Origin of the sequence: Paenibacillus filicis, from assembly GCF_038070315.1 — a bacterium.
GTDB classification, from domain to species: Bacteria; Bacillota; Bacilli; order Paenibacillales; family NBRC-103111; genus Paenibacillus_G; species Paenibacillus_G filicis.
Window position 1 is genome coordinate 722666 of sequence record NZ_JBBPCC010000001.1, and the last position, 23351, is coordinate 746016.

Annotated in this window: 21 protein-coding genes; 3 read left to right on the forward strand and 18 right to left on the reverse strand. The window is 54.3% G+C overall.

The features are described from left to right. Window positions 1-45 precede the first annotated feature (45 nt). Window positions 46-762, forward strand: coding sequence for a response regulator transcription factor (locus WMW72_RS03295; RefSeq protein ID WP_341413970.1), 717 nt, complete (start codon window positions 46-48; stop codon window positions 760-762). 200 nt (window positions 763-962) lie between these two features. Here the strand turns inward: WMW72_RS03295 and serC are convergent, their stop codons facing one another. From serC to WMW72_RS03310, 3 genes are all read right to left on the reverse strand, one after another. Then, on the reverse strand, window positions 963-2051 hold the full coding sequence (gene serC, locus WMW72_RS03300) for a 3-phosphoserine/phosphohydroxythreonine transaminase (protein WP_341414097.1): 1089 nt from the start codon (window positions 2049-2051) through the stop codon (window positions 963-965). 169 nt (window positions 2052-2220) lie between these two features. Beyond that, window positions 2221-2406: a hypothetical protein gene (locus WMW72_RS03305; RefSeq protein WP_341413971.1), complete on the reverse strand. Its 186-nt coding sequence runs from the start codon at window positions 2404-2406 to the stop codon at window positions 2221-2223. A gap of 196 nt (window positions 2407-2602) precedes the next feature. After that, the gene (locus WMW72_RS03310) at window positions 2603-2944 is read right to left on the reverse strand and encodes a helix-turn-helix domain-containing protein (protein WP_341413972.1); all 342 of its coding nucleotides are present in this window, start codon (window positions 2942-2944) and stop codon (window positions 2603-2605) included. Between the two features lie 260 nt (window positions 2945-3204). Between WMW72_RS03310 and WMW72_RS03315 the strand changes: the two genes are divergently transcribed. Beyond that, entirely contained in the window at window positions 3205-3576 is a 372-nt protein-coding gene (locus WMW72_RS03315; protein WP_341413973.1) for a helix-turn-helix domain-containing protein, read from the forward strand. Window positions 3577-3991: 415 nt separating this feature from the next. Then, window positions 3992-4360 (forward strand): helix-turn-helix domain-containing protein, encoded by a 369-nt coding sequence (locus WMW72_RS03320; protein ID WP_341413974.1) that lies wholly within the window; start codon window positions 3992-3994, stop codon window positions 4358-4360. Window positions 4361-4415: 55 nt separating this feature from the next. Here the strand turns inward: WMW72_RS03320 and WMW72_RS03325 are convergent, their stop codons facing one another. The 15 genes from WMW72_RS03325 to WMW72_RS03395 form a co-directional block, all read right to left on the reverse strand. Further along, on the reverse strand, window positions 4416-5786 hold the full coding sequence (locus WMW72_RS03325) for a sugar phosphate nucleotidyltransferase (RefSeq protein ID WP_341413975.1): 1371 nt from the start codon (window positions 5784-5786) through the stop codon (window positions 4416-4418). 45 nt (window positions 5787-5831) lie between these two features. Further along, window positions 5832-6968 carry a glycosyltransferase gene (locus WMW72_RS03330; RefSeq protein ID WP_341413976.1) on the reverse strand — a complete coding sequence of 379 codons (1137 nt, stop codon included), beginning with the start codon at window positions 6966-6968 and terminating at the stop codon, window positions 5832-5834. Then, on the reverse strand, window positions 6965-8182 hold the full coding sequence (locus tag WMW72_RS03335; protein ID WP_341413977.1) for a glycosyltransferase family 4 protein: 1218 nt from the start codon (window positions 8180-8182) through the stop codon (window positions 6965-6967). Before WMW72_RS03335 ends, WMW72_RS03330 begins: the two co-directional genes overlap by 4 nt. After that, a complete protein-coding gene (locus WMW72_RS03340; RefSeq protein ID WP_341413978.1) occupies window positions 8179-9363 on the reverse strand; it encodes a glycosyltransferase family 4 protein in 1185 nt (394 codons plus the stop codon). Before WMW72_RS03340 ends, WMW72_RS03335 begins: the two co-directional genes overlap by 4 nt. A gap of 15 nt (window positions 9364-9378) precedes the next feature. Beyond that, on the reverse strand, window positions 9379-10587 hold the full coding sequence (locus WMW72_RS03345; RefSeq protein WP_341413979.1) for an acyltransferase family protein: 1209 nt from the start codon (window positions 10585-10587) through the stop codon (window positions 9379-9381). Continuing rightward, window positions 10571-11773: a glycosyltransferase family 4 protein gene (locus WMW72_RS03350; protein WP_341413980.1), complete on the reverse strand. Its 1203-nt coding sequence runs from the start codon at window positions 11771-11773 to the stop codon at window positions 10571-10573. Before WMW72_RS03350 ends, WMW72_RS03345 begins: the two co-directional genes overlap by 17 nt. Beyond that, the gene (locus WMW72_RS03355) at window positions 11773-12735 is read right to left on the reverse strand and encodes a glycosyltransferase family 2 protein (RefSeq protein ID WP_341413981.1); all 963 of its coding nucleotides are present in this window, start codon (window positions 12733-12735) and stop codon (window positions 11773-11775) included. Before WMW72_RS03355 ends, WMW72_RS03350 begins: the two co-directional genes overlap by 1 nt. A 13-nt stretch (window positions 12736-12748) precedes the next feature. Further along, the gene (locus tag WMW72_RS03360) at window positions 12749-13924 is read right to left on the reverse strand and encodes a glycosyltransferase family 4 protein (RefSeq protein WP_341413982.1); all 1176 of its coding nucleotides are present in this window, start codon (window positions 13922-13924) and stop codon (window positions 12749-12751) included. Between the two features lie 123 nt (window positions 13925-14047). Beyond that, on the reverse strand, window positions 14048-15190 hold the full coding sequence (locus tag WMW72_RS03365) for a glycosyltransferase family 4 protein (RefSeq protein WP_341413983.1): 1143 nt from the start codon (window positions 15188-15190) through the stop codon (window positions 14048-14050). A 4-nt stretch (window positions 15191-15194) separates the two neighbouring features. Then, window positions 15195-16544 (reverse strand): oligosaccharide flippase family protein, encoded by a 1350-nt coding sequence (locus WMW72_RS03370; protein ID WP_341413984.1) that lies wholly within the window; start codon window positions 16542-16544, stop codon window positions 15195-15197. Between the two features lie 6 nt (window positions 16545-16550). Then, window positions 16551-18251, reverse strand: coding sequence for a hypothetical protein (locus tag WMW72_RS03375; protein ID WP_341413985.1), 1701 nt, complete (start codon window positions 18249-18251; stop codon window positions 16551-16553). Between the two features lie 57 nt (window positions 18252-18308). After that, window positions 18309-19580: an efflux RND transporter periplasmic adaptor subunit gene (locus WMW72_RS03380; protein WP_341413986.1), complete on the reverse strand. Its 1272-nt coding sequence runs from the start codon at window positions 19578-19580 to the stop codon at window positions 18309-18311. Next, complete coding sequence (locus WMW72_RS03385) at window positions 19577-21013, reverse strand: hypothetical protein (protein WP_341413987.1); 1437 nt, start codon at window positions 21011-21013, stop codon at window positions 19577-19579. Before WMW72_RS03385 ends, WMW72_RS03380 begins: the two co-directional genes overlap by 4 nt. Beyond that, on the reverse strand, window positions 20994-22187 hold the full coding sequence (locus tag WMW72_RS03390; protein WP_341413988.1) for a glycosyltransferase family 4 protein: 1194 nt from the start codon (window positions 22185-22187) through the stop codon (window positions 20994-20996). Before WMW72_RS03390 ends, WMW72_RS03385 begins: the two co-directional genes overlap by 20 nt. Then, window positions 22184-23341, reverse strand: coding sequence for a glycosyltransferase (locus WMW72_RS03395; RefSeq protein ID WP_341413989.1), 1158 nt, complete (start codon window positions 23339-23341; stop codon window positions 22184-22186). The genes WMW72_RS03390 and WMW72_RS03395 overlap by 4 nt, the downstream gene beginning before the upstream one ends. Window positions 23342-23351: the final 10 nt, after the last annotated feature.

A 23351-nucleotide genomic window follows, 5' to 3' on the forward strand; every position in this document is an offset into this window, starting at 1 on the left:
CCGGCCCCGGCCTGCACCCAGTAACCCGCAAAGGAGACTTTCGAAATGATGAAGAAGAAGATTCTTGTCGTGGATGACGAACCTTCGATTTCGATGCTTATAGAATTCAACCTGAAGCTTGTCGGATTCGAGGTACATTGTGTCTATGACGGAGAAGAAGTGTTCACCGCGATTCAAAATTTCAGACCGGATGTCATCGTACTGGACCTGATGCTTCCCAAGATGGACGGTCTGCAGGTTTGCCGCAAGCTACGCAGCCAGAACAACATGGTGCCGATCGTGATGCTCACAGCCATGCAGGACCTTTCCGACAAAATCGCCGGTCTGGATAACGGCGCCGACGATTATATGACTAAGCCCTTCAGCCCGCAGGAGCTGATCTCGCGTATTCAGGCCATTCTGCGGCGTATTCAGATTCTGCCCTCCGCTACGGAAAATGCTCCGGTTGAGATCGGACATATCGTCATCCAGCCGGATCAGCGTGAGGTCAAGGTCAAGGGAGACTCTATCGAGCTGACGCCTAAGGAATTTGATTTGCTTCTCTTCCTCTGCAAGCACCGCGGCAAGGTACTCAGCCGCCAGCAGCTGCTGCATGGGGTATGGGACTATCATTTCCTCGGGGATACTCGCATTGTAGATGTACACATCAGTCACCTGCGGGAGAAGATCGAAGCGAATGCCCGCACCCCGGAGCTCATTGTCACGATCCGGAACGTCGGCTACAAGCTGGCGGAGCCGCGAGCCAAAGAATCACTGGCCTGAGGACTCGCTCACGTGATGACGCCAATCGGCGCATTTCTGCAAAAAGCTTCACTGCTGCCGCGCAGCAGTGAAGCTTTTTGCCATAGATGGATGCCGAACCCGATCATGTGGCCGCACGAAAAAAAGCAGCTTCGCCAAGAACGGGTTTACGTTCTTAACAAAGCTGCTTCTACCTATCTAACACAAATGCAAAGGGTCCATTAACCGTTCCGCTTCTGGAAGTCAGTCATGAAGGCTGCCAGTGCCTGACAAGCCTCGAATGGTACCGCATTGTACGTGGATGCACGAAGTCCGCCGACATCACGGTGACCCTTCAGACCAACGAATCCATTCTGCTCGGACTCCTTGACGAATTTCTTCTCCAGCTCTTCGCTCTCCATGCGGAAAGTAATATTCATCAGCGAGCGGTATTCCGGCTGCACGATGCCCCGGTAGAAGCCGCCGCTGTTGTCGATGGCGCTGTAGATCAGGCTGGTTTTCTCCTTGTTGCGTTTCTCCATCACAGCTACGCCGCCATGCTCCTTAATCCACTTGAGTACGAGGTTCACCATGTACACGGAGTACACCGGAGGCGTATTGTACAAGGAATTGGCTTTGGCATGCGTATCGTAGCGAAGCATCGTCGCTAGGTGCTTCGGCGAGTCCTGGATCAGCTCATCACGAGCGATCACAACGGTTACGCCGGATGGGCCGAGGTTTTTCTGTGCCCCAGCGTAGATCAGCCCGAATTTCGATACATCGAGAGGACGGGACAGGATATCGCTGGACATGTCCCCGACAAGCGGCACATTGCCCGTATCCGGTAACTCCGTGAACTCAGTGCCTTCGATGGTCTCGTTGGTTGTAATATGCAAATAAGCCGCATCGTCGCCGAGCTGAAGCTGGCTAAGGTCCGGAATCCTTGAATATTTTTCTCCCTCCGAGCTGGCAGCGATGGCCGTCTCTCCGAACAGCTTGGCCTCTTTGATGGCCTTGTTGGACCAGGCTCCCGTTTGCACGAAATAAGCTTTCTTGCCTGCGGACAGCAGGTTCATCGGAACCATAGCGAACTGCGTGCTTCCGCCGCCTTGAAGGAACATGACCTTATAGCCATCAGGAATGGCGTATAGTTCCTTCAAGAGGCTTTGCGTTTCTTCATTAAGCTGTTCGTACTGCGAGCTGCGGTGCGAAATTTCCATGATGGACATGCCGATACCCTGGTATTCAACAAGCTGCTCCTGAGCCTTCTGAAGCACTTCCAGGGGCAGCGCTGCCGGTCCGGCGTTAAAATTGTAAGCGCGGTTCGTCACTAGCCTCACACCTTTGCTTTTCATAGGATATCGCTATGATAGCAAAGGTTGCCGCGCCTGTTCAAGTATTAGTTTTATGAATAAGAGTCCGTTTCGTTTTGCAGCCGCTTGCGGGATGGGGGCGGGTTGCCGGGAATCGTCTGGAAAGAGGGATAAAGGGGCAGCCGGTTTAGCGCTCCATCTCGCTGGCGAGATACAAAGGGTTGCTTTCAGGGAGAGCGGTCTTCGTGGGTAGCTCCATTCCGGGAGTAACATAGCCCGCTGTTTCAAACGCCAATAACTCCATGGCTTTGATCGGATTTATTCCCATTTGCTGCAGCGCGTGCTTAATGTCCAATGATATGGTTGTTTCCATAGATACCTCTCTCTCCGTTCATCGTTCAAGACTAACAGTATACTCCGTATCCTTGTAACGTATTTTATCGGGAATTGACCCATTTTTTGATAGTCTGAAATAGCTATTTTCCTGTACATTAAGATTTCTTTAGAATTAAAAACTTCATCAATAGGCCCCGTTGTTTGTCAAGTATTGTCACAATATAAGACTTTGCTTACTGGGCATGCTCGTACGAAAGCGGCTCGCGGGACTTCAGTTGTCTAACGATGCGGCGCAGGGAATCCTTGCTCAGCCCGAGCTCATTCAGCTCCTGAATTATTTGTACCCACTCCTGATCGAGAGTCTCGGCCTTGTCGGAAGCCTCATGAAGAATCAGGGATTGCACATTAACACCCAGGACTGGAGCCAGCTTGCGCAAAAACTGTATGGAAGGATTCGACTGAAGATCCCGCTCAATAGAGCTCAGATACGATTTGGCAACCCCTGCCCGAGCGGCAAGTTCCGTAAGAGACATACGCTTCTGGTGTCGAAGGTTTTGAATACGTGCACCGATCATTCGAGGATTCCTCCTAAGTAATGAAAAATGGCAAGGCATTTTCGCTCAATCCGTATACTGATTGTATCATAAAAAAGATACTAATTGTATCATTATTTATGTCCATTAAGCAAAAATCATACTAAAGTCCCTAGTGTTTTCCATTTCTAGTTCTTCACAAACCTTGCTACGTAATGTATAATCAAAACGTAAATGTATCCAACACAATTCGACAATTACATCATTTAGGTACAACTAGTAGTTTTGGAGGGACAGACAGAATGATTATGATCGGGGACAGGATCGCTCTTCTTCGGGAGAAATTCGGCATGACGCAAGAGGAACTTTCCAAGAAGATCGACATTTCCCGTGCGTCGCTGTGCCATTATGAGAAAAGCCGCCGAGAGCCGGATTATGATACGCTGGTTAAGGTGGCCGATTTGTTCCGGGTTACCCTGGACTACCTCATGGGCAGGACGCATGATCCTCACCAAACTTTAGACCCACATATTCGATCGTTTGTCGATCAGCTCGAATTGTCGGATAAGCTGCTGGTGGATCAATTTGCATTGACAGTCGATGGCAAGAAACTTTCCTTCGAAGAAGCCAGACGCTTTATCGCTTTTGTAAGAGCTGAACGGGCTATCAAATAACTCAAAATAGTCTAGGAAGTCCAGCTGTTGAATACAATACTTATTGTAACATATACCAGATACAATTTGTATCACTTTAGGTAAATTTTATACTCTAAAATTTCCTTTGTCGAAATGTCGTTCTCATTCTTCACAAACGACGATACGTAATGTATAATTTAGTTATTCTAAAGCAATAATGATCTGTAGATCCCCCCCTGTTCTTAATGGCTAACGTTCTGTCGTCATTTTTTCAGCAAACATGGACACCATGATTGAAACTGGGGCTATGGGGTGTCAATAGGCGAAAGATTTCTGTGCATGACCCTCATGGAATCATGACGTATGATCCGAAAGACATGGAAATAGGTGCTACGGAACTCATAACCTCTATCTATCGAAGGAATACTTTAACAACCGATTGGGGTGATCACTGTTGGGGCAAATAGGTAATCGAATCGCCGCGCTGCGCGAGAAGCAAGCATTGACTCAAGAAGAGCTTTCCATAAAGCTCGATATCTCTAGAGCGTCTTTGTCGCATTACGAGAAAAATCGGAGAGAACCAGACTATGACACGCTGGTGAAGATTGGGAATTTTTTCAAGGTATCCATTGATTTTTTACTGGGCCGCACCGAGGACCCGGAGATGGTGCTGGATTCAGACGTACGGCAGTTTGTAGACAGTCTCGAGTTATCGGATGATCGCATTATGCAAAACTTCGCGCTTACGATTGACGGCAAGGAATTAACGCCTGAAGAAGCCAAACGGTTTATCGCCTTTGTGAGAGCTGAGCGTTCGTTCTAACGGCGAAATGCCCCCGACTATACGTCGGGGGCTTTATTGTATTTACCACCTGGGATTAGCCGACAACGGCGCAATACCCGCAGATTTCTTCCCAAGACATGCAGAGCCTGATGATGTCCTCCTCCACCAGCTCGCTGCCGCGCTGAACCTCGATAATCTCCAGGTCCGTAATTGCCCGGATGCTGTGCTTCGCTTCATTTGGGATTTTGAGCACGTCTCCGGCCTGTACAGGAAGGAAAGCACCATTGACGACGACCTCGCCTTCGCCGGCGATGATGGTCCAGACCTCGCTCCGTTTATAGTGAATCTGATAGCTCAGATTTTTGCCAGCCGCCACGAAAATCCGCTTCGTCAGCACCTCACTACCATCCGCCTGCTTCTTGTAATCCAGGACCCGGTACGACCCCCAGCGCCGCTCCTCATACATCGGGCGCTGCTCGAAGGCCTGAATCAAATCCTTGACCCGGGGGCTGGCGTTCTTCTCCGCGACGAGAATACCGTCAGGGCTTGTCGAGACGATAATATTCGACAAACCCAGCACGGCTACGGGAATGTCCAGCTCGTTGATCAGATGCGTATTCTGCGAATCCTCGCTAATTGTCCCCCGTCCGATAATTCCCGTCTCGATCTCTTCCGTGAGCGTATTCCAGGTACCTAGGTCCTTCCAGTAGCCATCGTAAGGAAGCACGACGAGATGACCGGCCTTCTCCACAACCTCATAGTCGAAGCTGATTTTCTTCAGCTTGCCGTATTGCTTGAGCATTTCTTCATACTGAATAGGAAGTCCCTGTGCGATCAGGAGCTGGATGATATAGTTCAGCCGGAAGGCAAAAACCCCGCAATTCCAAAGCGCCTGCTGATCGATCAGCTCCTTCGCTTTATCCTCGCGGGGTTTCTCGGTAAAGTGGCTGACAGCCGCATAAGCGCCGTCTTGGCCTTCTTGGGGAACGATATAGCCGTACTTCTCGGACGGATAGGTCGGCCTGACCCCCATTAGAGCCAGATCCGCGCCGGAATCGGCGATGACCTGCTCCAGCTCTTTCACCTTGGCGAAGAACCGGTCCTCGACAAAGGGATCGACTGGCAGCACAGCGACCACTTCGTTCAGGCTGACGCCGACCATCGAGTACAGATAGGTGGCGGCCAAAGCAATCGCTGGGAAGGTGTCGCGACGCTCCGGCTCGATGATGATTGGAGCATCGCTGCCAACTTGGCTCTGGATCATATCGATCTGGGACTTACCGGAGGCGATATAGGAATCATGAGCAAGACCTTCGCGTCCAAGCTGCCGCCATACCCGCTGTACCATCGACTCGAGCTCCTGCTCGTCATTTTTCAACACCTTAAGAAATTGCTTGGAACGGGAATCATTGGATAGAGGCCACAGTCTCTTCCCGGAACCGCCGGATAATAGAATTAATTTCATCTCTCGATCACTCACTTTCTATATTTATACATGGTTCTGGAATGATCAGTTCTTGGTTGCAGCTACGTACGTGTAAGGGCCGGAATCCGTCTGCATATGACGTTCGACCAGCGCCATCAATTCGTTCTTGAAGCGCTGCTCGCTGAACTTCTCCGCATGCAGCCTGATACGCTGCGGGCTCCAGCTCATTTGCTCGAAGTCCTTCAACGCAGCCTCCAGCGAGTCCACAGTCTGTTCGGTGAAATAGCAGCCATTCACGCCCGGAATGACCGTATCAAGAGCTCCGCCCCCACGGTAGGCGATGACCGGCCGGCCGCAGGCATTGGCCTCAAGCGGCGTGATGCCGAAGTCCTCCAGACCGGGGAACAGGAACGCCCGGCAATGGCTCATATAGCGGACGACCTCTTCGTCCGAAAGGCGACCGGTAAACTGGACACTGTCGCCTGCCAGCGAACGCAAACGCTCCAGATCGGGCCCTCCTCCGACGACAATCAGCTTCTTGCCAAGCCTGCTGCAGGCCTGAACGGCCAGATCGATTTTTTTATAGGACACGAGGCGTGACACGATAAGGTAATAATCGCCACCAGGCTCAGGGTTCATCTCGTAACGCTCCACATCAACCGGCGGATAGATCTTGACGGACTTGCGGTCGTAGCAAGACTCGATGCGCTGCTGGACGACCGAGGAGTTGGCGATCAAGTGATGTACCCGCCCAGTCGAACGAATGTCCCACTGCTTGAGCAGCTTCACCGTATTGCTCGCGAGCCATTTCAGGGGAGCCGGAACATTCATCCCTTCCATATAAGCGGAGAAGTCCCAGGCGAAGCGCATCGGGGTATGGCAGTAGCAGATATGTATGGTTTTCCCCGAGATCGGCACGCCCTTGGCGTAAGCGCTGCTAGAGCTGAGGACCAGGTCATATTCCCGGAGATCCATCGACTGGACAGCGAATGGATACAACCAAAAATATTGCTTAAACCTCCGAAGCACCCCTGGAATGCGCTGCATCCAGGTTGTGCGTATATCGGCGTCCTGAAGCTCGGCAAGCAGCATATTCCGGTCTACGATGGTCGTATAAATCGGAGCCTCTGGAAACATCTTGTGGAAGACGGCAACGACGCGTTCTGCACCGCCCATCTGATTCAAATAATCGTGTACGATCGCCACCTTGAGAGGCTTCATCGCGAAAACTCCTTCCCTCCGCTCGATGTCAGGCGGTATACGCCTTCTGCAGCCTTCCCCTGTAGACCCGGGATGATCTGCTCATACAAGGCCTCCACCTTCCGGGCCGTGTCCTGGATCGTGAATGCCTCCCGCACGCGGGAGGCGGCACGGCGTCCCATAGAGATCCTCAACGCAGGAGACTGAAGCAGCTTATTCACATGCAAGGTGAGCGTACTCACGTCAGCAACCGGATACAGCAGGCCGCATGAATCGTGGACGACGATCTCGGGTACTCCTCCCGCATTCGTCCCTACGACCGGGATCGACTGCGACATCGCCTCGATCAGTACACGGCCGAACGGCTCCTGATCCGAGCAAAGCAGCAGCAGATCGGCGGCGCAGCAGATTTCCATCACATCCTCGCGGAAGCCTGTGAACCGGACATAAGGCTGCAGCTCATATTCCTCCACCAGCTTGTGCAGATAATCCAAGTAATCCTTGTTCTCCTGACGGAATTTCGCTTCTCCCACGATCCAGAGCTGTGCCTGATGTCCGCTTTTTCGCAGATGCTTCAGCGCATGAATCGCATCTTCCTGACGCTTCCACGGCGCAATCTGGCCGATAATGGCTAGTAACGGTGCATCCTGCGGCGTATTCAGCTCCTCCCGAATTCGCAAGCGATGGGCCTTCTTGGCGTAATCATCGAATTCCTTCAGCGCCACTCCGTTATGGATGAGGTGGAGACGATCGTCCAGTCCTCGCTCGCTGAAGCCCTGACGGACGGCTTCCGAGATGCAGATCAAGGCGGCTGCCGTCCGCCTGGCGGCCAGCCCGATGGCACGGCCGAACATACCCTGTGGCGGGTTATCGCGGACATGCCAAACGATCGGCTTGCGGTGCAACCAGCCGAATAAGGCGGCCATGATGCCGGCACGCAGCGAATTGGCATGAACGAGATCGATCCGGTGCGCCTTGACCGCCCGGGCGAACGCATGACCGGCCCACAGCATCCCGGCCATATCCTTCAGCAGCCGCAGCGGATTTTTCGACATTCTGGCACGGTAGCCTGGAATCTTCACCACCTGAATGCCCATCGTTTCGGCCCGCTCCGTCAGCTCACCTTCCGGAGCGAACAGAATCGCCTGAGCCTGCTCAAGATGTCCGGCGGTCAGCAGCAGACTGATTTCCGCGCCGCTGACCACGCTCGTATGGTTATAGAACGCTACATTCATCGTATCGCCGGCCCCTTCCGTTTATCGCCGGCCTGCTCGAATACCCGCGTGACAGCACTAGCCACCCGATCCCACGTGTAACGGCTTTGCACATAAGCCAGGCACTCGTCCCTGGACGGGATGACAGTGTTGCCCGCCAGTACAGAACAGAGCTTCTCGGCCATCGCTTCAGACGTACTATCGGCAAACAGCAGATCACCGGATAAACCCTCGAGAATTTCCTTCGTTCCTCCATAAGGAGTGCCCATTACAGGCGTACCGCAAGCCATAGCTTCGACGGTCACAAGACCGAACCCCTCCAGTGTTAATGTAGGAACGATGCTAAGGTCGGCCGCTTGATACCAACGTACGAGATCTTCGTTCGACACACGCCCGAGAAAATGGACCGTTCCGCCCAGCCCAAGCTCGGCCGCAAGCTGTTCAAGCTGCCGGCCCATCGGTCCGCTCCCAGCAATATACAGCACCGCATCGGGCGCTTCCCGCTTTACACGCACCATCGCTCGGATCAGGTTATCGATGCCCATCCGAGGAACAAGACGGCGGGCACAGAAGAGCACCGGCTGACCTTGCCGCAAGCCGAGCTGCTCGCGGACCTGACTGCGGTCGGCCGCTGGCCGGAAACGCTCCGTGTCCACAGCTCCCGGTATGACATGAATGCGCTGAGCATCCATCCCGTAATCCTGGGCCAGAATATCCCGGAAGTAGCGGCTCAGCACGATGAAGTGATCGGACCGGCGGTAGGAGAGCAGCTCCACGTTCTTCTTGAGCTGATAGCGCAGCTGCTGCGCCAGCTTCTGGCTGCGGTCCTCCACCATGCCTTCCTGCGCCCAGGGACCATGAAAATGCGTGACGATCGGTACGCCATCCGGTACCAGGTTGCGGGTAATCATCGAGGCATACAGGGCGAAGTGCGGATTATACACATCCGGGCGCTTCTGCTTCGTTTCGGCGGCGAATGCGTGTCGGAATGCCCGCGATCTGGCCCAGGTCCCCACCTCTGCCGGAAGACGCAAGACATCCTCCATATAACCCGGAGCCGTAGTCGGCTCTCCGCTCGCCGTCATCAGTCCCTTGACCTCATGACCGTATTCTCTCATCGCTCTCAAGTAATCGGCAAAATAGCGGTTAAGCCCGCCAGGCGTATGCTCAATCCAACCCATTCCCGTGGCTAAAATATTCATGGCTTCTCAACTTCCTTATATATGATGGCTTTTCGTATCCAGAGTCGGCTTCTTTCTCCGGGATGGCGCGCCCTGCAGCTTCTTGAAGAAATTGCGGACCTCTGCCGTCTTGGCTTCCGTCACCAGCGACAGCATCCAGGCATACAAGCAGATCGCTGCGGCTATGACCAGTCCGAGCAGCAGATGCGGCAGATCCGGATTCCAGGTTCCCCATTTGCCGTCTCCCAGCCAAACTCTGATAAAATTCACAACCGGGTAATGTGTCAGATACAGCGTATAGGAGAAACCGGCCAATACTGCATGAGCTTGCAGCCCCCGCCGGATTTCCAGAGTGGTCGCCGGCCGGTTTAACCCGTGAAGAATCGCATAGATCAGAGCCGCGAAGCCCAGCGAGATGACCAAGGAAACGAGATATACGAGCATGCCCGAACCCTCGCCCTCTCCCGCGATAACCTTGCCTCCCACGAGAAGAGCGACGCATACAGCCACAAGAGTTGGAACAGCAGCCTTCGCCAGCAGTCGCTCAGACAGCTTGGGTGCAGGCAGCAGGGTGAGTGCAGCACCGAGCAGCCAGATCACGAAGTACAGCATGATCGACTTGCCCAGCAGCACGGCCATGAGAAGAGCGACTGCACCGTATAAGGCTCGTTTCCATACTTGCCTGGCCGCAAAGGCCAGAGCGAGGCAAGGAAACAGCATATAGTACCAGAATTCGTAGCATAAGCTCCACAGCGGGATGTTCTCCCCGTAATTCGGCACAACCAGTCCCTGAAGAAACAAGAGATTGCCTACAAAATCCAGCAGCCCGAGCGAATCGGAGAAACGGTCGAATTGAGGAAACAGCATCAGTTGGAATTTGGCCCATATATAGGTCAGTAACAGTGCCGAGATCAGTACCACCCATAGCCGGGTCACACGGTTTAATAAATAAGTCTTCCAGCTCCATGAGCCGGCTGCCACGGATTTCAACACGCTGCCCGCGATTAAGTAGCCGCTCAATACGAAAAATAACATGACGAATTCATTGCCTATACTGGTAGCTGCATACAGTGCCTTAATCAGCAGATTCTTATGCTGCAACTGTTCATAACCCTTGAAGAGTACAGGCCGCAGATGATAAATCATCACGTAAAATGCTGAAAACCACCGCAAAGCGTGCAAATAATATGCGGCTTTGGATTTCTGGCTGATCACAACCAGCCGCCTGCTAAGCGCCTTTCCCATGATTCACACCCCTGCCCGGTTTGCGAGCCGCATGTTCTTGATACAATCCAATCAGCCGACTGACGTGCCGATCCAGGTCATGGCGGGTTTTGACCAGCTGATACCCTGTCTTCCCCATCGATTCAGCCAGAGCCGCATCGTCCGCCAGCGACTGGATAGCTTGAGCCAGTGCAGAAACATCATTCACTTCCACCAGCAGTCCATTGCTTCCATGCTGAACAGACTCCTGCAGTCCTCCGATCCGGCTGGCGATTACCGCCCGGCTCTGGGCCATCGCTTCGAACGGTGTAAAGCCGGCGGGTTCCGGCCAGAGTGATGGAGCGATGACAGCACGGCTACCCTGAATCAGACGCTGCGACTCCGCACCCGTCAGCCAGCCGTGGAAGAAGACCCGGTCTGCCAGACCAAGACTGTCACTAAGTTCCTTGAGTCGCGGGAGGTCGTAGCCTTCCCCCGCCACATCCAGGTGGATCGATTTATCTGTCAACGCCATCGCGCGGATCAGCCACTCCAGCCCCTTGAGCGCTGTGATTCTTCCCAGGAAAACAAAGCGTGGAGGCCCCTCATACAGCGGTTGTGGCGCTACGTCACTCCTAGCCTGCATCGGCAGATGCAGCGTCCTCACCATATCCTGAGGAAATCCCGCATTGATAACCTGACGGCGTAAATATTCGCTGACCGCAATAATCGGCACTTGCTCCATGACCTTCTTCTCCGTAAACAGGTTATGGAAGTTTTCCATAATCTTATGAGGCCTTCGGCTTCCGCATTGGTTGATTAAATGCCCCCACAGGCAGCCCATATAGCTAAACCCGCGCTCGCAAACCTTCTCTCCATTCTTGAAGAACTTGCTTCCGCTCGGGCAATGCAGGCCATGATTATGAATCGTCCGGATCACGGCCGTCCCGGCAGCTTGGACCTCGCTCAGCGAGATGGGGTAATAATCATGAAGATGAAGCACCTCAATACCGAGGCGTTCGCACAAGGAAGCCAACTCTCCCGGAGCGGTAAAACCGTGGTAGGCTCCAAATTTTTCTTCGTAGGGCTTACGGGGCATCTCAGGGGTCAGATAATCCAACATATACACCTCATGCCCCTGCTCCGCCTGAGCCTGTGAGATCGTACGCACGTAAGTTTGGATGCCGCCCTCCCTGAAATAACCGTAGCAATAATGAGCTATACGCATTAGGTTCCCTCCATCCAGCGGCGCTTGAGCCGCAGCACCGTGTCAAACACGGCTCCGGGCAAACAGCTGAGCAGCATACCGCCAATCGCTTTCTGATTTGTCCGTTCCACTGCATAAGCCTGGACAAATGCCTTTCTTGCTTCCTTGCTGCGCCTCCCCTCCATCAGTGCAGCGCCATAACTAATAAAACTCCCTGCCAGCTTCCGGCGTAAGTAAGGCCGGTAAGCAGCAAACGCCGGCTCTTTCAGCAGTTCTTGAAACATCCAGATGTAGCCCGGACAGGTGCGCATCCGGCCTGTAGCTGTTTCGGAGCCGAGATGCATCCGGTAGCGGCTTAAACGTCGCGGGATATAGAAAGCACCCCGTGCTTCCATTGCGAGTTGCACAACCATCCAATAGTCAATGACGCTACCGCTCTCAAGACCTTGTCTCAGCGAAGGCAGAACGCTTCTGCGAAAGATCATAGATACAATATGTATCGGCCTGGACACAACAGCTAACTCGTAAAATGGCTGATGCAATCCAGGCTCCAGCGTTTCTCTGCCCCATCTGCGCGTATTGGCCTGCGTCTCATCCGCCAGTAGTCTGCCGTCCTGATCCATCAGCCAATGATCGGTGAACGCCAGCGATGCCGCTGGTTCCAGCTCGAGCTCCTGTATCGTTGCCTGCAAAAAATCCGGTTCCCATTCATCGTCATCATGAAGGAAAGCGACGTACCGTCCTTGGCTATGCTCGACCCCAAAGTTCCAGTTTGGAGCCATCCCGAGTCGGGTCGGATGACGATAATAGGTGATGCGCGAATCATCGTAGCTGTTCACCAGCTGAGGAGTTTCGTCGATGCTTCCATCGTCCAGCACCAGCAGCTCGAAATCTCTGAACGTCTGCTCCAGCACGCTATCAATCGCCAATTTCAGATAACCAGCCCGATTCCAGGTAGGCATAACGACAGATACAGTCGCCATATCATTCTCTCCCTTATGATGATTTGGACAAGTTCCAGATCGGTAAGAGCAGCTTGGCGTATTCGCTTACTTTGCGGGATACATCATATCCCAAAGCCGTCTCTCGAGCTGCCGATCCTATAGCCATGCGCAAAGCCTCGTTTTCCTTCAGTTCGGCTAGTCTCTCGGCCAGCGCTGCCGCATCTCTTGCCGGCACAACAAAACCGTTTCGGCCGTTCTCGATAGCATCCTTCATGCCAGTGCCTTCAGTTACGACAACCGGCAGCCCGGCAGCCATCGCTTCAAGTGGAGCCAGACCGAAGCCGTCCGAGACGGATGCATGCACGCAGAGGTGAGACCGGTGAAGGGCCGGGAGCGGGTCGCCGGATGCGACTCCAATGTTCAACCCCTGCCGCCGGTAAGTCTCCACAAGCTGACGGATGCCTCTCCAGCCTACACCCCCGAATAGCGTGATCTCCACATCCGGGTCTTTCAGCGAAAGCACAGCCTCCAGCAAATAAGGAAAACCCTTGAGCAGCGAGACTTGCCCGACCGCGATGATGCGGAACGGTTCCCCCTTCTCCCGGCTACGCCGACTCGGCTGCCCTTCTATCGGGGCAAACCGACTGGTATCGACACCTAGCGGTGCAAACAGCAGCTTGTGCTCAGGTACGCCATGCTGCACGAACGTATCCCACTGCAGCTTGGAAGCGACCGTAATATAATCGGCCAGCTCATATTCCCGCAGCACGCGCTTCACCCATGGTCTGGAGAACGGTTCTCCACTCATCCGGAACTTCCTGTGCTCCAACATGGTCGACGCGTACAACTCATGAACATGGGTGGTGGCCGCTTCCAGTACATTAATTCCGCTGTGGCGTCTAACACGGGCAAAGCTTTCCTCGGCGAAGGCCGGAAACGAATGGTAAACCGCCTGTACCCCGGGCATCGCATCAGCGACCGCTTTATCGAATTGCACAGCCCCCATATACACATGGGCCGATGGCTTCCATCTTAACGGCGTATATTTGACATACCGCTGCCAGGAGGGAGATGGTATGCTCGTAAAGCCTGCTCGGGCAGGCGCCTCCCGGCAGTAGACATGAGGACTCACCCCTCCTTCCAGAGCGGCGCGATACACAAAGTCAAGATGTCCTCCCAGTCCGCCGCTGCCCAGCCCAGCGCTGCAGCCTAGCCATACGTTGTTCACGTCACACCCTGCCCCTTCCCGTTCTCTGTTATGGCGATAGAAGTCCGGTGAATAAATCGCGGAGGGACCACCCGATTCCCAAGATGCCTCAGCAGTCGCCCAGCGCCCTTACTCACCGGATTTCTATACGTTCTCGATCACTTGCGTAAGCTTATGTAAGATGGCACGGTCCGAATACGTTTCGCTATATAGCTTCCTGGCCCCATACTCCAGACTCCGGCGCAGTCCGCTATCCGCGCATACACGCAGCATGGCTTCAGCCAAAGCCTCCTCGTCCCGATCCGGAACGAGATAGATATTCTCCCTGTGACGGAAGTCATGATCCGTCTCCGATCCATTGATCGCAATGATCGGCTTGCCGCTTCGCAGATAAGCTGCGATAATGCCTCTACGGCCGGAAGGTCCGCTGGCCTCCACATAGACATTGGCCAGGCTGCCATGAAGCGTATCACTCAGTTCGTCGTCGTCTACGAAGCCCCGGATCACGATCCGTTCCTCTATCCCGAGATCGGCAGCCAGCCGGCGCAGCGCCTCCATCCGAGGAGATCCCGTATCGAAGCCGCCGATCAGCACAAGTCTGATATCCGGCTGTTGCTCAGCTATGGCTGCGAAGGCTGTCACAAGCTGATCCAGACGCTGCAGCTCAGAGATGGTCCCGAACCAGGTGATGTACGGGTAAGCATAATACGGTTTGCGCAGATGATCCGCTTTCCGCCCGCTTACATTGCCTGCCGGAATCCGGTAGACCTTATGGCTCCACAGCCCCCGCTTTAGCAAACGTTCCCGCTTGTTGTTCGTGATAATAAGCGAACGGCTGCTCAAGCCAATCGTCAAAAGCTGCAGCCGATGGCACAAGGCCAGGAGAAAAGGCTTGGGTCTCGTGCTCCAATCGACGAAAAGCTCATGCAGATAAGCGATGACCGGCACTCGGAAGCGCAGCGCGATCCATAACGGCAGCAACGAAGCGACAGGAGCAATGCCTGCCTGCCCCCACATATGAGGAACATACTGGAACAGGACGACATCCGGACGCTCCATCCGGCATACGCGGGCGAACACCCGAAATAGATCCCGGTAGCCGCGATACAAATGGACGGAAGCATGCTGCGCCTCCTCCCCGGGAGGGCCGCTGCTGTCGGCTTGCTCACAAATGACGGATACCGTGTAGCTGCCTTCCCGAAGCAGATTTTCCATAAAGACGGTATGATCCGAAAGCCCGTTGCGTATAGGATGATAGTATTTAGTTAATACGAGTACTTTTTTCATACCGTTATACCTTCCCCTCCGTTTCACCGGCTACGCTCACCGCACCCGAACCGGATTTTCGCTTGAAACGCCCCCCGCCCTGAAGTACGGTTCGATAAAGCGCCAGAAACGACTCGGGATACACATAGAACAGTCTACTCACCGTGAGTCCCATGCCCTTACATTTGACAAGCATGAAGCTCCACTTGACCAGGGCCATCGTCACCACGCCTAGAGCAGCACCCACACCTTGCAAGGGTTGAACCAGCAGCAGCGTCATGCCTACCCCGGAAGCCAGCCCAAGGATTTCGGACAAGGAAACGTAGTGGAACTTACCCTCCGTCGAGACGAAATTGGTCAGTACGGAATACGCGATATTAATGGGCGTGCAGATCAGCAGCACCTGTCCCATCAGGACGGATTCCTTAAAGTCCGCCCCGTAGACCAGCGGGATGGCGAATGGAATGACGCAAGCCGCAGCCGCAGCCATCACCAGCGTGGCATAGAATAATGTGCCATGCATCCGTTCCACCTGCTTCTGGCGGTGATTCAACGCCAAATCCATCAGCTTCGGAAACAGAAAGGTACCGAGCGCACCGGTAATAATCGATGGCAGCATGGAAGCGATGCTGGATGAGACAGTATACAAGCCGAGCATGTAGGTCGTCAGAAACAGCGAGATGATCAGTTGATCCAGATTGCCTCCGAATGCGGATACGAGCCCGACGGAATAAATCTGAATTCCTTTGTTGAAAAGCTCCTTGCCCGTTTGCCACACGCGGGTGACTTTAGGCCGGACGCTGGTATACACCCAGGTGAAGGTCATGAGAAACAGCAGGAAGGACCAGGCCAGACTGCCGATGATGAAATTGCGCACGGTGTAGAGGTCGAAAATCAGAAGACCGGTGATAACCAGCAGAACGCCAACTGGATTCAAGATGCGGAGCAGCAGCACCCGTCGAAACATATTAAGCGTCTGCAAGGTGCCGATCAGCCCATCAGCCAACAGCCCGAAAGGAACAGCCAACATCGAAATCTGTGCAAACCGGACTACATGCTCCTCATGTCCCGAGAGCAGCACAGGTAGCAGAGTTTCCCCGGCCACCAGAGCGATCAGCCCCATGCTGACGCCCAGTACCAGATAAACTCCGAACAGCTCACGCTGCCGGTCCGGGTTTTTTTTGCCCAGAAAGATGACGGCTCCAGGCAGGCCAAGCGTGAAGAGCATCGTCAGCAGCATACTCCAGCGGGTGGCGGTGGCCAATTCTCCGCGTCCCTCCGGACCGAGGTAACGGGCACTGATGATACCCGTTACCAAATTGATCACGATGACCAGTACGTTGATGGAAAGACTTGAGAGAAATAAGCGCTTCATGCGTGCCTACCTTTGCTTTAATGTTTTCACGAGTCGCTTGGCTTCGCCGAGCGGGGTTTCGATGGATTCGTAAATGTTTATCACAAGCGGACTCTCAATTTGATCCGTATACAAGTCACTGAAGGTAAAGCTCTGCTTGGCGCTTACTAGCCGCTTCGCCCCCGTGAAGGTCAGCGTCTCCGCCCCTAGTGTACGGCCGAGTTGATCTTGCAGCTCGACCTTCATCTTGGAGAAATTCTGGTTGACGACGATATTGTCTTCACGGCTTATATCCAGCGTCATACTCATTTTGTAATTGTAGCCGGTGGGATTGAATAGTGGAGAGATCGACCAGTCGGCCAGCTTCACATTGAACGGATAGAAGCGCATGATATCACTGTTGGCCTGCTCCTGAATCTTGGTCTGGAAGGACGCGATCGGAACATAGTAAGGCGCTGCCGTCTTCGCGTCCAAGATATTCATCACCAGATTCTCCCCCTTCTCCTTATTCGGGACGTTGAAGGAGTAACTGACGATATAGCCTAAGTTGGATATCAGATTCTGATCGACCGTAGCCTGACGGGTTCCTAGATAGCTGTATCCGTCGGATGTGCGCAGCTCCGCCTGGAAGTCAGGCAGTGCGACCGGGCTCTCCAGCTTATTGCGCAGCTTGAACTTGGCGACGACTGTCTGGTAGCCCTCGCCTTCCGCACCGTGCATATGGAGCTCGACCAGCGAGATATCAATACCATCGCGGATCAGCTTGTTAAGCGGATCAAAGGCGATCGCAGAGCCGGGCTGATAGGTCTGCAGCCGTTGAATATCATGCTTCTGCCCGCTCCCATCCTGCAAATCGATGACCATCCGGCCGATCGTATAATCCAGGCTGGTTTTGTCCGAATTGACATAGCTTTCCGGGGAAAGCACCACCAGCTTGGTCAGCTCAATCCCATTATCAACAGGGATGGCAAAGTAGATGTACTGCTGCCCTCCGGCCTCCAGCGCATCTGCCGGAACGACGGGCTTCTTGCCCTTAAACCATTTTTTGTCCGCCTGTCCGTCAATCTGCAGCTGAGGCACGGCTTCCTTCTTCGTCCCCTTGTTCTCCACAAGCAGCGTGACGAAGGCCACAGGACCTTCCGGCTGATTCTGGTAGAACAGGCTAACCGGTTTGTATTCGAGCGAGGAGGAGAAGACAGGGAGCGTGAAAGACTCCGTCCAAGGCTTAACCCGTGCGCTATCCGGCACGCTGGAGCCTTCTCCCTTCCACTGCAAGCCATCTACCGGTATACTCAGCACCGTCTTTTCTTTTTGCGGATATTCGAATTCGTCGATTTCGATCCATTCTAGTGCTGACAGCACGACACTGTCGCTTCGCTCGATAGAGATCAGATAGCTCAGCTCGACTTTTTCCTGCGATTGAATGGAAGTGGTATTCGCCGCACTTGGACGCAGTGTGTAGGTTGTGCCCTCTGCCGTTTTAATCCGCAGCTCATAGTCCGGCACACGACGCATCCGGTCCGATGTATTGTGCAGCCTCACGACTACACCGATGCGCGTCTCGCTGCCAGCGTTCTCATTGAGGACGCTTTTGATCTCAGCCTTGATGACATCCGTCAGCTTATAGGATGCAGCCACAGGCGCAGCGGCAGGGGCTGGCGCCTCCGCAGCGGAGACGAGCGATGCTGTCGGAACGCATAGGGCAGCCGACAGCATCCATACAGTCATGTTTCGCTTCCAGGTCTTGTTCACAGATAGATACCTCGCTTTGTAGTTGGTCTGGGCTTAGGGGGTCAGTAGTACCTTATCCTTATCATTCAGATGGTTCTGGCCGGAGATCACGAGCTGCTCGCCTTCCTTGACACCGACGAGCACCTCTTGATTCAACTCATCTTGACTCATCCGGCCGAGCTCGACTCTGCGCCGTTCTGCCGTGTCACCATTCACCACGAAGACAAAGGTGTCCTCCGCCTTCCTTACGATGCTGGCTACCGGCACGGCCAGCGCGATCTGCTGTTGTTCATCAAGCAATTGGACTCTCGTCTTCGTGCCCGGCATCAGCTTCAGCGCTTCGTTAGGTGCCTCCAGGTTCAACTCATAGCCCTTGGCTTGTGCATCGATAACCGGAGACAGGTAGTTGACCTTCCCTTTGACTTTTTCCGTCGTTCCGGGAACATTGAAGGTCATCTCCGTCCTCTCCCGCACCGGCTTAACGTAAGCTTCCGGAATAAAGGCCTTGATCTTGACCGGATTCATCTTCTGAATGACGGCGATGCGTTTGCTGCTATCCGCAACCGCTCCCTTCTCCAGTGTTTGCTCGGTTAGGATCCCGGAGGTGGTCGCCTTGATCACCAGATTGTCCTGAGCGGCATCCAGCTTCTCGACGGCGAGCTGGGCTTCCTTCAACTGCATATTCAGAGCTGTCAAGTTGTCCTGATTGTTTAAGTTCTGAAGCTGACGCTTCAAAAGCTCTAAATCCAGCTTGGCGTTTTTCAGCTTCACTTCCGCTTCCTGCACGCCGGTCTTATTGATACGTCCGGCGTCGTAATCGTTCTTCAGCTTATTGGTGTTGCGGGTCAGATCCGTTAGCGCCTGCTCCGCCTTCAAGATCGAATTCTGCAGGCCCGCTTTTGTAAATTCGCGCTCCTTCTTGGCGCTTGCGATGGCCTCACTGGCATTTTGCACCACCATTGTGGCCTTGCTCCGCTCGTAATCGGCGTCCTTGGAATACAGCCGTGCAATGACATCTCCTTCTTGGACCGCATCGCCCCGGCGCTTCAGCACTTCGGTCACTTCTCCGCCCGATTTGGCGAAAAGCTCCACCTGCACAGAAGACAAGATTTCGGCTACCAGCTCGGGGGGCTCACCCAGCTTGATCTTCTGTAGCTTGGCCACCTTGACGGCTTTGCCAGCCTGCTGTTCATTAGCGGTCTGGACGTCGTTCGAGCCCCAGACGTTGGCGCAGCCGGTGATCATCGTGAAGCTGACCCCGACCGCCAAGACGGCCGTGATGCCATGACGGGTGATCTGCGTGTGTTTCCGCCTTTTTTTTCTCATGTCTGACGAATTCCTCCCTGAGTAAGCGTCAATCTATCCAATACTCCGATACTGAGCCAGATGATGGCGCAAACCGAATAATTGCCTCCATTCGACCAGGCCCCGATTGTCGCGATTAAAATACCGAATACGATTAAAACCGTTGTATTGTGATGACTCATACGGAAGGCCCGCCGCAGTGTTTCCAGCAGAATCAGGCCATAGACGAGACCACCAATAACGCCTGTTGAAATCATCATGTTGCTGAGATCAACCTCAGAGCTGTCGCCGCTGCTCGACATCTTGGCCCCAGCCAGTGTCGTGAAGCCCAAACCATGACCGATCGGGTTCGTAATGCCTTTGATCATGCCATTCACAAACATCGCTACATGGATTCCGGCAGTGGAATGCTCATCGTCTAGCGGGTTGGCAAGCCCGTTTACCTGGTGAGCAATCAGCTCATTGCTGCTCTCAATCTTGCTGATCCACACAAAAGCTCCGGCCAGCATCCCCGCCATAATAATTAAAGCCAGAACGCGGCCCATCTTCGATTTGGCGTGCATAACCGTAATGACTGCTAGCGCCAGGCTTGTCAAAATAACAGGCGTACGGCTGGATTGCATAAACACGCAGTACATGAGCAAGGGAAGGAACAAGACCGCACAAAGCTTCTGTACCACATGCCCCCGAAGCAAATAAACCCACAATATCACAATCGCAACGACCAGAAATGTTGTGTACTCCGCTGCATTGGTGAAGAAGGAGAACGCCCTCGATCCATCCCCTACGATCAATGCCGCATACCCTGCGATATCAATCCATATTTCTTCAAACTGTGTAAATCCCAGATTGATTTGCTTCAGTCCGTACAAGCCGCTGATAACGGCAATGACACAGACCGTTCCGTAGATCCGCCTGAGCCAAGTTTCCGTCATGTGCAAGCGGCCGAGTACCATCCAGAACAACGGCACCACATAGAACATAATGCCTCCGAACCCCGTCAGAATACTGCCCTGCAGCGGGTTTACAACCTGAAGCAGATCGATGATGATCATCCAGCGGACCAGCTTAAATAAGTACGTGTCGTCTTCCTTGTTGATGCCCTGCCTCCGGATATACGTCTTGTACATCCAGAGGAAGCCCATCAACAGGATAATCACCGGACTAAAGACCACCAACGGATCATAGGAGCTCCATCCAGAGACCGGTATCAGCATCCGTCGAAAAAAACCAAGAAACGGTAAATAAATGAGCAGGCTGAACATCAGCACACGTGGATTGCGAATGGCTAGCGGCAAGGCCAGCAGCATCAGCCCCCCGAACATCAACAGGCGGATTTTGCTCGGATCCAAGGACCACTTTCCGAGCAAATATCCTCCGCCAACAGCCACTAACAGAGCCAGCGTCCATCGTACGACACGGTGGTCCTGAATTCTATGGATGAGTACGCTCAATTTCGTAGCCCCTACTTCCGTTTCGTTGTTCGTACATCCTAGCGTACTGATCGTTCATCAGGCTGTACGTGTGATCCCAAGTCAAGGCAGCCACTCGCGCTCTTGCCGCCTCCCCCAGCGCTGTCTGACGGGCCGGATCAGCCAGTACCTCTCGAACGAGCCGGGCGATCTGTTCTCCATCGCGCTCAATCCAGTAACCGTTCACTCCATCCTCGATCAGATCTTCGACTCCGCCGACACGGGTCGATAGCACGACCAATCCGGCTGCTGCCGCCTCATGGACGACGAGTGAGAACGTTTCGTAGCTGGACGGGAAGATGAACAAATCGCTCATCCCGAACCATTCTTCGGGATTCGGACGCTTGCCTGCGAAGCATACACGCTCGCGGGCGAACTCCGTAACCTTTGGCCCATAAGCCTCCGGGTCTCCCTTACCGACGACGATCAGGTGCAGGCTGGGATGTTCCACAGCCAGCCTATTGAAGGCGTCGATGACGAAATCCAGCCCCTTGAGCGGCCAATCGCCTCCCATAAACAGCAGAAACTCACCGTTCACCGGCAGCCCGTGCTTGCTTCGAAGCGCACGCTTCTCCCGCTCAGGCATTGGCCGGAAGCAGCTCGTGTCGACACCGTTCGGGACGACCTCGACCTGATGCCGCTCATAAGGGAATGCGCTGAGCAGCTCCTCCTTGACGCGTCCGGACACTGTGACTAGCCGGCGTGTCCGCTTCGGCTTATAGATCAGCCTCTCCATCGACAAAGCGATGGAAGAGGCCAGCGCGCTGTTCCATCTGCGCAGCAAAGAGCGGTTCAGCTTGGAGCGGGTATTGCCCGTCGCCTGCACATAGCCGGCGTGGCAGAAATGAACGGTCGATACATCCGCCCGGTTCAGGACGATCGCTCCGGTCGTATGCAGCAGGTCCCGCTTGATGAATAACAGCCTCAGCGTAGCCATTATAGCGAACACGATCATCTTGAGCGGCACAGGCTTAGCCATGACGGGAATACGGATAAACCGAACCCCGGCCGGATCGGCCAGCTTCATGGAGGCTGCAACTACGGTCACCTCAGCATCACGCTTCAAACGCATGATGATCTCCTCCAGATGCCGCTCCATGCCACCCCCGCCGCCCACATCATGGGCCACGATGACAATTTTTTTCCTCGCCGTCATCGAGCCGTCCTCCCCGATAGCGTATCGGCCTTGCCTTCGAGCAAGGCTTGCTCGAACGCGTGCGCCAAGCTTCGCTTGCTGTAACGGCGGCTTACCGCCGCAAGACCGATCTCCGCCCGGCGCTCCCGCTCCTCCGGATGCTCCATCAGCGATCCGACCAAGCGAGCGAGCTGCTCCGCATCGCGCTCCGGCACAATCCAGCCGCCGCCAGTCTCCCGGATCAGCACCGGAATCTCTCCGCTGTCGCTGCCCAGTACAGGAACGCCGCAAGCCATCGCTTCCACAATGACGCGGCCGAACTGTTCCTTCCAATTGGGCATCGTCAGCGACGGCAGGGCGAGTACGTCCATCGTATTGATCCAGCGATGGACATCGTTATGCTTGACCGAATCCAGAATCCGGATCAGGCCAGGATGACGAGACTCCATGCGGCGAATTTCCTCCAGCAGATCGCCCTTGCCGATGAACAAGAAGCTAACCGGCCGATCGGCCAGTTGCTCCGCGGCTTCCAGCAAATAGCGGATGCCCTTCTCCTCCACAAAGCGGCCGACAAAGCCAACCACGAAGCGGTCCTCCACGCCCAGCTCCCGGCGAAGCTGCCGCCCCTCCTCATGCATCGGCCTGAACTGTCCCGTATCAACGCCGAGCGGGAACGGAAGCAGGTCGCCCTGGTAGCGCTTCTTACGTAGTACCGAGCCCACGTCCTGGCTGACCACAGCAGCCAGATCCGTTCGCGCCAGTACGTATTGCTCCATCCAGCGGAATGGCGGAGGATAAGGCTTGAGGATGTTCTGCGCGGAATAAACGACCCGCTTCATCGGCATATTCCGCGAAGCGTAGAACGCCTGCCACGCGCTGGTGGAGTAAGGCTCCTCTTCCACGAACAACACATCGGGACGGAACGCCGCAATCGAGGGACGAAGATTGGATTGATAATAATGAAGCGGAATGCTGCGGGAAAGCCCGACTTTGCGCTGCTCGATCGTTCCGGAAAATTCCGGCCAGCGGGATACTTCTACGGCATCCGCCGAATACGTCGTACGGAAGTTGGAAGGCACGATCAATTGTACGACATGACCGAGTGCTTCCAGCTCCGCATAAAATTGCTGATTGACATCGGTAACGCAAGGATGGCTGATCGCCATGATTTTCATTGTCATCTCT